We start from the raw sequence: 11,875 nt of genomic DNA, 5'->3' as shown, positions 1-11,875 counted from the left end.
CCGATTCTTAACAGAATCGGGCCTTCTCGTTTACTCGCTTCAGGAAAAGCAACTGTCAAAGCAGCCTAACAGGACATTACTTCTTCGTAATCCGGAACTCTACGCGGCGGTTTAGCTTGCGGGTTTCCTCCTGGTCGTTGCTGGCCACGGGCTTCTTGTCGCCGAAGCCTTCTGTCGTGATGCGGGTACCACTAACGCCTTTCGAGACAATATACTTCTTCACCTCGTTCACCCGGTCCAGGCTCAGCTTCAGGTTCAGGGTTGGGTCGCCTTGGTTGTCGGTGTGGCCTTCCAGCTTGATTTCTACCGTCGGATACTCTTTTAGCGTCCGGATCAGGCGCTGCAGCTCCGGGTAAGAATTCTCGCGCAGATAGTATTTGCTCTGGGCAAAGAAGATGTTGTTCAGCTTGATGGTCTGGCCCACGGCGAAGGGCACCAGAAACAAGTCCTGCGTCACTTCGGAATACTTCTGGCGGTCCGTTACATCGAGGTTGTCGGATTCGGCCAGGTAGTTAGGCGCTTCGGCGCGGTAGCCGTACTGCACGCCCGAGGGCAGCACAATGGTATAGGAACCATCCACAGGGTTGGTTTCCGCTACGCCTATTTCCTCACCCGTCAGCAGGTTTTCATACTTGATAACGGCCTGCACTGGTTTTTTGGTAGCGGCATCCAGTACCCGGCCGCGTACCAGCGTCACCACTTCGGGCTTGAACTGGGGCGTGAGCCCGATGCGGAAGATGTCCTTGGAACCGTTCATGCCGTTGCGGGCCGACACCAGATACGCATCTTCGCCAGCTGCCGACACGACATAGTAAGCGTCGAAATCAGGGGAGTTGACGTTGGGTCCCAGGTTACGGGGCTTGGTCCAGTTGGTCCAAGTATCGTCGAGACGCTTGGAGTAGAAAATGTCGCTCTTGCCGTAGCCGCCGTGGCCCTCTGAGGCGAAGTACAGGGTCTTGTTGTCGGAGGCGAGGAACGGGGCGAATTCCGGCTTCTTGGTATTCACTGTGGGGCCCAGGTTGCGGGGCTTGCTCCAGGTTTTGCCATCGGCATTGCGGAAGCTCACGAAAATATCCTGCTCACCTTGTCCGTCTTTGCGGTCCACAGCCATCAGCAGCGCCTTGCCCGACGGCCCCAGGAAGTAATCGACGTTTTCGGGGTCGTCGTTGTAGAAATTCTCGATGACTACCTTTTCGGGGCGGCTCCAGCCGGTTTTGGTACGCTTGCTGGTACTCAGGCCCTTGGGGTCGAGCGAGCCGTCTTCGTTGTAGACGTTGATCAGCACGGCCGTATTGCCATCCGATGATATCGAGGCCAGCCCGTTGGGGCCGGGCGTGTTGATGGGGCCGCCAATGTTCTTGGCGGGGTTCCAGGCTTTGTTGGCCGCATTAGCCAGCGTGCTGTACCAGACATCCTGCACGTCGCGGGCGCCGCCCGAGTTCTGGGGGCTTTCCTGGCGGGCAAAGAACAACGTACGGCCATCAGGCGAGATGACCGGGTGCGTATCAACGTACTTGGAATTGACATTCGGCCCCAGATTCACCATGGCCGAGTCGAATTTCACCCCGTCGTTTTCGCCTTTGAATTCCTTCTTCACCATCGTCTCGGCCACGTCGGCAATGCCGATGGCGTCAATCTGGTTTACGCCGTTCACGGCCTTGGTATTCATGGTCACCAGCACGCCAATGGTACGGTAGGTGGCCGGCGAAAACGTCACCTGTAGCGACCGAAACTGCTCCGGAATAGGGCCGGGGCTGGTATTCTCGTACACTTGGTGCTTCTGGCCGCGGGTGTCCACCAGCTCAATCTTCACCACCGAGCCGGGGTTGAAGTTCTCCACTACGGTCACCTGTTTCGCTACTAGCGACTTGCCAAAGCGCACTTCAATGAATTCGTCGCTTCCTTCTTTGCGCGGAATCCAGGCCTCGTTACTGACCTGGCCCAGGGGCTGGGCATTGGGTTCCCCCAATACTTTTTCGGGCGAAAAGGCCTCTTTGCCTTCCGCTTTCTGCGACGATACGGCTACCACCTTGGCAGCCCACACGGCATGCTGCGCCTGTACGCTCCCCGCAACTCCCATGACCAACCCCACCGACAGCAGTAATTTCTGAACACTCATAAGCTGACTGGCAAAACAACGGCTTGTAGCTCCCGCCCAAACCCGGAAAGATGGTCTCGAACTGACTGAGACGTGAGGGAGGGCCGCTAAGTTTCGGCGGCCCGCCACCAGAACCCCAAAGGTAGGGATACCAACCTCCTGCATGGGTTAAATTTTGATGAAAAACGGAAATAGCCGACCCGTTGCGGCCGGCGCCCCGATGAAGTACCTTGCTTTCCCAACAGATTGCCGACAATGCTAGCTGCTGCAGACGCTGGCCCTACTGCCTGTCTTTGACTGCTTTTCATGAAGCTACCCGTACCCGCCAAAAGTTCCGCTTATGCTTCTGCTTCCCTGGGTCGCACGGGCGGCGCGCGGACTGGCGGGGCGGGGCGAAAAGTGCTGGTCTGGCTAAGCCTCACCTCTCTTCTGTTACTACTGCTGCCGCGGCCAGGCCGGGGGCAGGCACTGGTAGATGCCGGCTCGCTGCCGCTGCTGGCCCGCACCGTGCTGCCCCCGCCCGACTCTTTGCTGCTGCTCACGGTGCAGGCCCGGCGGGTGGGCATCAGCACCTATGCGCAGCGCACGGCCCTGCTGGGCACCGTGCAGCTCAGCAAGCGCCAGCAGGTGCGCTACCGCCTCCTGAGCGAGTGGATTTATGACTCGCGCGGGGAGCCGCCGTTTGTGCGCGAAGACTATGCAGCCGATGCCCTGCACACTGTGGACCTGGGCGGCGGCTGGCGCACCGGGCAGTTTATCCGCTACGAGCAGAGCCGCGCCAACGCCACCCGCACCGGCCTGTGGCTGGCGCGCTTCGGCTACCAGCAGGCCCTGCCCCGGTTGCTGCCCACCCAGGCCACCGACTCGCTGTCGGTGATGCGGCTGATTGGGTTTGGGGGCGCAGTGCAGGACGCCCGCAACGGCCGCCAGGATATTGGCGTGGCGTATGGCGTGGACTTCTCGACGCTGGCGTTTCTGCGCGGAGCAGCCGCACCGCCGCTGGCGCTGCGGCTGCTCGGCACCCGGGCGCAGCTGGGCCCGCGGGTGTGGCAGCGCCTGCTTGCTGAAGGCTACTACGAGCACACCTTCGACGAATACTCCAGCGGCACACTACGCGGCACCTACCGCGCCCACCGCGCCGAAGACTATGTGCCCGGCAACGTGCAGCGCATCCAGAGTGACACACTGGCCGGGCAGCTGACGTGGGCTTACCGCCTCTCCGATAAGGTGTCGTTCCGGTCGGTGAATGCGCTGGCGCTGCCGAGCCGAGCCTTTGAGTACCGCCGCCTGGGGCCCGAGGCCGACACGCTGCAGAACCTGGGCTACCGGCAGCGGGAGCTAGACACCCGCCAGGAGCTGCGCCTGGGCAGCCAGAAGGTGCAGGCGGTGCTGGCCTTCGGCTACCGCGAGCGAAACCGCGCCTACAACCTCGAAAACAACCGCAGCCTCACCCCCACCCTCTACGAAGCCGCCCTGGCCCGGGAGCGAATCAAGGACATCAACGAGCGCACGACGCAGTGGCAAAGCGAGCTGACCTGGCTGCCCGCGTCGCGCCACGCCCTGTCGCTCATCGGGGGGGCCCAGTTGCTGCGCGTGACGGCCCCCAGCCGCGACAACCAGCAGGACCGCGACGAAGCCCAGCACCAGCTGCGCATGACCTGGACCGGGCGCTGGCGCGGCAACTTCCGCACCAGCCTGGCCCTGGCCAGCGAGTACCGGCAGTTCGTGTTTATCCGGGCGGCCCTCAGCGCCGAAAACTACACCGACCGGCTGCTGCACTGGGAGCCGGGCTTCACGTGGGCGCCGGGCAAGTTCAGCATCCGGAGCACCTACCACCTGTGGGTGAGCTACCAGGTGCGCGACCGGGCCAGCGAGCAGCTGCGCAACCGCGCCAGCCGGGTGCTGGAGCAGCAGCAGAACCTCACGTACCAACTCACACCCCGCCTGCTGGCCACCGTAGACTATGCCCGCCGCGAAAACCGGGTGGGGCTCCTGCGCTGGCCCGCCTTCAAGGAAAGTCCCCTCGATACCACCATCACCCACGACCTGCGCGGCGGCCTGCGCTACGGCTGGACCGGCCGCCGCCGGCCCGTGGCCAGCGCCAGCAGCCTGCGCCTCGGCTACCGCTTTCTGGAGCAGCGCACCCACAGCCGCGCCGCGCTGGTGCAGGATGCCGGCACCTCGCTCATCTACCTGCGCGCCCTCACCCGCCAGCAGGGCCCCGATGTGACCTACGAGCGGCGCGCCGGCTCCCTGGCTTTCTCGGCTAGTTTGTGGCTGCAGGAGCTGCGCACTCTATCGCGCTACCGCCCCGGCACCGGCTCGTTCGTGGGCACCAGCTACACCCCCGACGACCTCACCCGCACCACCCACGACCTCTATCCCTACTTCGAAGTGGCCCTAGCCTGGCGTCTGCGGCAGTGGTAGGGTTTGTACTGGGAATACGGTTGTAGCGAAATTGAATCTTGCCCGACAGCAATAGGCGGCAGCCCTTCATACAGCACAAAAAAAGCCCGCCGGCCATAAGGCCAGCGGGCTTTTTGCTTCGCAGAGACGAGGCCGCCCCTGCGTTGCCGCCGTTAGTCGAGGACTACTTTGCGGGTGATGGTATGCTCGCCGACCTGCACGCGGAGCGTGTAGAGGCCTTTGGCCAAGCCCTGTACCGGCAGCGCCTGCTGCACAGCACCGGCGCGCACGACTACGGTTTTGGTGAGTACCTGCTGGCCGAGGCTGTTGAACAGCAGGGCCTGCGCGGTTTTCACGGCACCCGCCCCACGGATAGCCAGGTTAAGCGTACCGTTGTGGCTTGGGTTCGGGAATACGCTCACCTCGCCGCCGGGCAGCTCGCCCTTGCCCGTGCTCAGCACGGGGCGCAGCTGAATCGTGAATGGACCCTGCGCATCGTTGGAGGCAAAGCCCGATACCGATACGTAGTAGGTAGTACCCACCGTCAGGCCGCTCAGGGGCAGCGCCGGAGCCTGCGTGTTGGCGCCGGGGCCAGCCTGGCAGGCCAGCTGCGTGAACGGACCGCTGCAGGTAGCGGCCGAGAACAGGCGAACCTGACCGGCCGTGTTGCCACCTACCACAATGCCGCCGGAGCTCAGGGCGCTGGTGTGCACAAACGAGAACCATACGTCGCGGGGGCTGCCGGCCGTGGTGCAGCCAGGGTTGGCGTAGCCGTTGGGCAGCGTGGTGGTAGCACCCAGCGTGGTGGCGTTGGTAGCAGTAGCATTTACCGTCAGCACGGTAGCCGTGCAGGGGTCGTCGTTGTTAGCCGGGGCAATGTCGGTGCGGAAGCACACGGGACCTACCCGCTCACTGCTGCCGTTCAGGGTACCGCAGTTCTGGCTTACATAGTAGCAGTACTGCGTGTCCGAGGTCAGGCCGGTGAGCGTAACGCTAGGCGTGGTGCTGGTAACGGTGGTACCGGCGCCCGTGCCGGGCGTGAAGCCCTGCGGGCCATACTCAATCACAAACGTGCCGCTTGGCGTAGTACCGGCCACGTTCCACGTGAGCGAAGCAGTGGTAGCCGTGGTGGCACCCGTGGTGAGGCCTACTGGCAGCGGGCAGTTGGAGTTGCCGCGTACGCAGATGGTGAAGGCGCTCTGCACTGTGGTGTTGGTGTAGCCCGCTACCGATACGTAGTACGTGGTGTTAGGCGTGAGGCCCGTTACGATGAGGCTACCGGCGGTTACGGTGCTGCCGGTGCTGCTTTTGCAGGCCACATCCGAGAACGGACCAGCGCTGCTGGCCGCCGAGAATACACGCAGCACGTTGGCGTTGTTGCCGGTCGTGGTCAGCGTTACTTCCGTAGAGCCTACGCCAGCCGCCGCCGTCGTGAACTTAAACCACACGTCGCGCGGAGCCGTGGCCGTAGATGGCGTACAGGCCGTGCCGGGGTTGGTGTAGCCGCTAGGAGTAGTGCTGGTAGCCCCTACCAGCGTGGCGCTGGTGGGCGTCAGGCAGTCGGAGCCCAGCGTGAGCTGCACGGCACCGCTGGGGTCGTCGTTGATGATGAGCGTGCTCACGGTGCCGGTGAGGGTAGCCGTAGAAGAGCCGTCGGGGCAGAGGCCTACTACCGTTACGGTGTAGGGAGTGCCGGCCGTGAGGCCGGTCAGCTGGATCGGCGAAGCCGTGCCGGTAGCCGTAACGGCCGTGCCGCCCGCCGTTGGCGTAGCCGTCACGGTGAAGGTCTGCTGGCCATTGCCGGGCACGAAGTTCACCTGCGTAGCCGTCTGGGTGGTATTCGTGAACGTGAGGGTGCGCGGGTCGCCGCAGGTAGGCGGGAACGTTACGCAAATCGTGAAAGCACCTTCGGGGTTACCGGTACCGTAGCCCGACACCCGCACATAGTACGTGGTGTTCGGCGTGAGCTGGGTCAGGTCGAGTGGCGGAGCCGCTACCGTAGCGCTGGTAGAAGAACACCCAATCTGGGTGAACGGACCAGCGGCGCTGGCGGCCGAGAAGGCGCGCAGCTGGCTGGCGGGCACACCCGTCACGAGTACGCGTACGGCCGTGGAGGCCACGCCCGTGGCAGGCGTCGTGAACGTGAACCATACGTCGCTCGGCGAAACAGCAATACCGCAGCTGTTCGGCGACGTACCGGGGTTGGCATAGCCGTTGGGAGTAGTGGTGGTGGCTTCTTCGTTGTTACCCGTAACCGGCGTGCAGGTGGCATTCACGGTCAGGGCAATGGCACCGCTCGGGTCGTCATTGACGGGCGGCGGCGTAGGCGTGGTTACGCAGATGGTGAAGGGAGCCGCCGTAGCGCTGGGCAGCGTAGCGCTGTAGGAGTACACGCGCAGGTAGTAGGTAGCACCCACCGTCAAGCCCGAGTAGATTTTCACGTTCGGGTCGGAGAAGGCTACCGTGGTCAGGGCGCCGCAGCTGCCGCTCAGCAATTCCTGCACATAGTCGCCGGAACCCGTGAGGGTTACGGTATGTGCCCGGGAAGTAGCTACGAAGCTGTACCACACGTCATCGTCGGCGGTGCCAACGGGCGTGGCCAGGCCGGCTGTAGGCGTAGCGCCCAGCAGCGTACCGCTGGTAGCACCCGGGCAGGCTGCCGATATAGCACCCGGCGTCAGGGAAACAGCGGCGGTGCAGGCGTCGTTGGCGGGCGGGTTGGCCAGCGTCGTGAAGGTAGCGGGACCGGCTACCAGGCTGTTGCCGTTGCTGCCGCCGCAGATCTGCGTCACGTAAAAGTCGTAGGGAGTGGTAGCCGTCAGGCCCGTCAGCGAAGCGCTGGTGGTGGTGCTCGTAACTACCGTACCGGCCGTTGAGCCGGGCGTGAAGCCCTGCGGGCCGTACTCAATGCGGAACGTACCGCCGCCGCCTGTTACCGTCCAAGTCAGGTTGGCCGTGGTGCTGGTGGCAGTAGCCGCGAGGTTACGCGGAGCCGGGCAGGCAGCCGGAGCTGCTGGCGTGAAGGCGTACACCTGGCCGGTAGCAGGCTTCGTGTTGATGTTGGTGTTCTCGGTGGTGGAGCTGGCCGTTGGGTTAGCCGTAGCGTCGCTCAGCGCCAGGTACGAACCCGAGCCGGTGCCGGTGCCGGCCAGACCGATGGAAGCGCCCAGCGTTGCCGTGGCATTCGTCGGGTTGGGCTCCTGCTGGTAGATGAACTCTACCCGGTTGCTGCCTTCATACAGCTTTACCTGGAAGGAAATAACGGCCAGGTTGACGCCCCAGCGCCACTCCCAGTTCTGCCACTCGAAGGTGAACACCCGGTTTGGAGCCGTGCCCGTTGTCAGGTACGAAGCCTGGGCGGTAGCCCCTACCGGCCGGCCATCCAGGTCGTCGCCGAGGGGCGCCACCAGTGGGCGATTGGCTGCTACGGCGGCTGCCAGCGTCGAGATGCTGGATGAACCCGTAGCGTTAAAGGTCAGGAACCCATTCGACGAAGCCTTCACGGCCGTAAAAGGAGCCCCATCGAACACGAACGTGAAGCCCAGCGGAATAGCCGTGGGGGTGATATAGGTGTCGGCCAGCATATCGGGCAGGGCCGTGCCGCCAACCAGCGGAGTGTATGTGCCTTGTGAGGCCGCAAACTGATAGGTGTCTACCTGCGCCTGCGCCGGGCGGGCTACGCCCAGCCAGAGGCTAAGCATCAGCGCCGCAAGCACACGCACACGGCTGAAGGCAGTCGGACTAGTTAGCCCTGCTGTCAAGCGTAAAAGGTGTTGCATGAAAAATTTGAAAAGGGTGGTGGTATACTGGGCAGGCACAACTCCTGCAGCGTGAAGCTACTGAAAACAGGCTGCATCCGACATTAAGCGCAGGTTAAAAAGCCGCCAAATTACAAGGATGCCAGAATATTGTACCCCCCTAAAGCCGCTGCCCATCTTCCGGCGGGCGGAGGATGGGCAGCGAAACAAGGAAGCAGCCGGCCGTGCTACGGCTGAATCGAGAAGTTGCGGGTAACGGAGTTGTAGGGGCCGGGAATGAGGTTGCCGCTGGCATCTACGAGCTCCAGCTTCACGGTATTCTCGCCGATGGGCAGGCCTTCCATCATGTAGGGCGCCCACTGGTCTAGCATGAACTCGGCCCCGTTGATGGTCGCGCGCACCTGCGTACCGCCGGGCTCCAGCGTGGTGTTCACGAGGTAGAAATCCAGCATGACCCGCTCGGCATCCTTGCCGGTATACACGTCTTTGGGGCGGCTATAGAACAGGTGCGGAGCCGTTACATCGAACTTTGGCGTGCCGGGCGCCACTTTGCCCACGGTCACAACGCGCAGGTCGTAGGCGCCGCGGTGCTTGAGGCTCTCGTGGTAGGAGCGCGACAGAAACGAGAGTACCACATGCTGCCCATCCACCAGGTTCTTAGTGAACTCCGTGTCGTAATGGGCCGTGTAGGGCTCGTTATCAACGATGTTGTGGATGTGCTGGCCTTTCTGCGAGTTGGCCAGATGCGCCGCGTGCATGCCGCCGGTCATCTTGGTGAGCAGGAAGTTGCTCAGGTCGTAGTCGAAAGCCACGGCCCCACTGGGCACGGTGGAGCCGGCCGGTGGCGTCTTGAGAATCAGCTGGGCTTCCGGAAACTTAGGCGAGTCGTTGAAAGGCGTGACGCGGATGCCGTTCTTGGCCTGGGTAGCCGCCGTGGTCGTCACCATTTCGGCGGTAGAGGAGTTGGACGTATCCGACTGAATCTTGGCTGCGTCGCAGGCAGCTAGTGCCAGCAGCAAGGCCACGCCAGGCAGTAAAGCAAATGGTTTCATGTAGGGAAAACAGGGATGAAAAAGACAGAAACAGGAGCCTTTCGGAAACCTGCGTTAGCGGGACAACGTTGGTTTTTTGAGTACCTTGCGCAGCACGCATTCATTGTTCAAAAGTATAGTGATTTTCCAAGATGGAAGAAAAACTGCTGGAAGAAATTCCCTCCCTCGACCTCGCAGACTTCCGCTCCGGTGACCCGGAGCGCAAAGCCCGCTTTGTTCAACAGCTCGGCGAAGCCTATCAGAACATCGGCTTCGTTGCCCTCAAGAACCACGGCCTCACCGATGAGCAGACGCAGAAGCTGTATAGTGATGTAAAAGCTTTCTTCTCGCTGCCCGACGATGTAAAGCAGCAATATGAAAAGCCGGAGCTGGCAGGCCAGCGCGGCTACGTGAGCAAAGGTAAGGAACATGCCAAGGGCCGCAACACCGGCGACCTGAAGGAGTTCTACCACGTGGGCCAGGAAGTGGACGATGCCAATGACCCTATCGGCGCCGAATACCCCGACAACATCTGGCCCAATGAGGTGGACAGCTTCGCAAATACGTCGCGGACCACTTACAAAACGCTGGAATCCGCCGGCAAAGACGTGCTGCGCGCCATTGCCCTGTATCTGGAGCTACCCGAAAACTACTTCGACGACAAGGTGCGCAATGGCAACAGCATTCTGCGCCCGATCCACTACTACCCGATTGAAAACCCCGACGCGGTACCGGCCGATGCCGTACGCGCCGCCGAGCACGGCGACATCAACCTGATTACGCTGCTGATGGGCGCTTCAGCCGATGGCCTGCAAGTAAAGCGCCGCGACGGTAAATGGATTCCGATTACGGCCCTGCCCGACCAGATTGTGGTGAACGTCGGCGACATGCTGCAGCGCCTGACCAATGGCGTTCTGAAGAGCACCATTCACCGCGTCGTGAATCCGGTCCGGGAGAAAATGAACTCCTCGCGCTACAGCATTCCGTTCTTTATGCACCCACGCTCCGAAATGAGCCTGGCCGCTCTCGAAAGTTGCGTGACGCCCGAAAACCCCAAGAAGGAAGCCGACATTACGGCGGGCGAATTTCTGAATGAGCGCCTGATTGAGTTGGGCCTCAAGAAGAAATAACCCTTTTCTTCTGCTTCGTGAAGCCTCCGCGCCGTTGGGTTGCGGAGGCTTTTTTGTGATGACGGAAAGCGCATTTTTCTGGCTCAACCAGCGTCACAACCAACCGCTTCTGCTACATTAGGCTCGTGCTTTCCACTCCGCCCGTCCTCCCGCCCGATGAGATTAAGCTGGCTCCGCCTCCGCGTGGGCGCCGTCGGCTGCCTACACGCCGGGTGCGGGGCATTATCTTCCTGAAAGATGTGGCGCTGCTGGCCGTTACATCATTTGGGGGCCCGCAGGCGCATACGGCCATGATGCTGCGCCTGCTCGTAGACAAGCGGCGCTACCTTACCTCGGCCGAGCTGCTCGAAATTATGGCACTGTGCCAGCTGCTGCCGGGCCCCGGCTCCACCCAGACCATTACGGCCATCGGCTTTCGGCTGGGCGGCCCCAATCTGGCCTACCTGACGCTGCTGGTCTGGATGCTGCCGGCCGTATGCATCATGACGGCGGCCGGGCTGGCCATGAACTACCTCGACAAAGAGCAGGTGACCGGGCTGGTCCAGTACATTCAGCCGATTGCCGTGGGCTTCGTTGCCTATTCCGCCTATAAGATTTCCGAGAAGGTCATTCATACCAAAACCTCGGTAGCGCTGATGGTGGCGGCAGCTATGCTGGCATACCGGTTCCAGCTGCCCTCGGTGCTGCCGCTGCTGCTGTTTGGTGGGGGCCTGGTTACTACGTTCCGGTACCGCAAGCACGCCGTCGTGACGCATAAGCAGCCGCTGCGCATTGAGTGGGCCAACTTTATGCTGTGGGGCGGGGTGTTTATATCGGCGGCCGTGCTGGGCCACTACACCCGTGAGCTGCCCGTGCTGCTCTTCGAGAACTTCTACCGCAACGGCAGCCTCGTGTTTGGCGGCGGGCAGGTGTTGGCGCCGCTGCTGTTTGCTGAGTTCGTGGAGTTTAAAAGCTATCTGTCGGCGCCGGAGTTTCTGTCGGGCTACGGGCTTACGCAGGCGTTACCTGGTCCCAATTTCGCCTTTGCCTCCTATATCGGGGCATTGGCCATGCGCGACTACGGTCTGGGGGGCCAGATAGCCGGCGGGCTGGTAGCGGCGGCCGGCATCTTCATGCCCGGCACGCTCCTGATTTTCTTTCTGATCCGGTTCTGGGACCAGCTTAAGCAGTATCGGGTGGTAAAGGCCTCCATGGAGGGCATCAATGCGGTGAGTGCGGGACTGGTATGCGCCGCGGTGTTCCTGCTGTATCACCCGCTACCCGATACCCCAGTCAACTTGGGGCTTATTGGCGCTACGTTTCTGGTGCTGCTCTGGGAGAAGATTCCCTCCTACCTGATTGTGCTGGCTGGCCTGCTGGCAGGTGTGATATTTTAATTAGGTACCATCCTTAAAAGCCCACAGCCCTTCTGCTTAGGGAGCAGAAGGGCTGTGGGCTTGATGAAACTTACTA

General features: G+C 62.1%; 6 protein-coding genes. 3 read left to right on the top strand and 3 right to left on the bottom strand.

Going from position 1 to position 11,875, the window contains the following annotated elements; genetic code table 11:
* Positions 1 to 76: 76 nt before the first annotated feature.
* Positions 77 to 2,119, bottom strand: coding sequence for an OmpA family protein (locus tag IC231_RS01070; protein ID WP_190782775.1), 2,043 nt, complete (start codon positions 2,117 to 2,119; stop codon positions 77 to 79).
* Between the two features lie 285 nt (positions 2,120 to 2,404).
* On the opposite strand from IC231_RS01070, the gene IC231_RS01065 reads away from it, so the two are divergent.
* Positions 2,405 to 4,525 carry a hypothetical protein gene (locus IC231_RS01065; RefSeq protein WP_190782774.1) on the top strand — a complete coding sequence of 707 codons (2,121 nt, stop codon included), beginning with the start codon at positions 2,405 to 2,407 and terminating at the stop codon, positions 4,523 to 4,525.
* Between the two features lie 152 nt (positions 4,526 to 4,677).
* On the opposite strand, the gene IC231_RS01060 is transcribed toward IC231_RS01065, so the two are convergent.
* Complete coding sequence (locus IC231_RS01060) at positions 4,678 to 8,283, bottom strand: fibronectin type III domain-containing protein (RefSeq protein ID WP_190782773.1); 3,606 nt, start codon at positions 8,281 to 8,283, stop codon at positions 4,678 to 4,680.
* Positions 8,284 to 8,489: 206 nt separating this feature from the next.
* Positions 8,490 to 9,314, bottom strand: a complete 825-nt coding sequence (locus IC231_RS01055; protein WP_190782772.1) for a hypothetical protein — start codon at positions 9,312 to 9,314, stop codon at positions 8,490 to 8,492.
* A gap of 131 nt (positions 9,315 to 9,445) precedes the next feature.
* On the opposite strand from IC231_RS01055, the gene IC231_RS01050 reads away from it, so the two are divergent.
* On the top strand, positions 9,446 to 10,423 hold the full coding sequence (locus tag IC231_RS01050) for an isopenicillin N synthase family dioxygenase (RefSeq protein ID WP_190782771.1): 978 nt from the start codon (positions 9,446 to 9,448) through the stop codon (positions 10,421 to 10,423).
* A gap of 197 nt (positions 10,424 to 10,620) precedes the next feature.
* A complete protein-coding gene (gene chrA, locus IC231_RS01045; protein WP_190783950.1) occupies positions 10,621 to 11,799 on the top strand; it encodes a chromate efflux transporter in 1,179 nt (392 codons plus the stop codon).
* The last annotated feature ends 76 nt before the right edge of the window (positions 11,800 to 11,875 follow it).

Origin of the sequence: Hymenobacter duratus, assembly GCF_014698995.1 — a bacterium.
GTDB lineage: Bacteria > Bacteroidota > Bacteroidia > Cytophagales > Hymenobacteraceae > Hymenobacter > Hymenobacter duratus.
The sequence above is the reverse complement of the archived record's forward strand: the minus strand, read 5'-3'. Positions and strand labels throughout refer to the sequence as shown.

What these genes read in the sequence shown, in the direction of transcription:
- IC231_RS01070 (WP_190782775.1), bottom strand. Translation starts at nt 2,119, where the DNA reads ATGAGTGTTCAGAAATTACTGCTGTCGGTGGGGTTGGTCATGGGAGTT.
- IC231_RS01065 (WP_190782774.1), top strand. Translation starts at nt 2,405, where the DNA reads ATGAAGCTACCCGTACCCGCCAAAAGTTCCGCTTATGCTTCTGCTTCC.
- IC231_RS01060 (WP_190782773.1), bottom strand. Translation starts at nt 8,283, where the DNA reads ATGCAACACCTTTTACGCTTGACAGCAGGGCTAACTAGTCCGACTGCC.
- IC231_RS01055 (WP_190782772.1), bottom strand. Translation starts at nt 9,314, where the DNA reads ATGAAACCATTTGCTTTACTGCCTGGCGTGGCCTTGCTGCTGGCACTA.
- IC231_RS01050 (WP_190782771.1), top strand. Translation starts at nt 9,446, where the DNA reads ATGGAAGAAAAACTGCTGGAAGAAATTCCCTCCCTCGACCTCGCAGAC.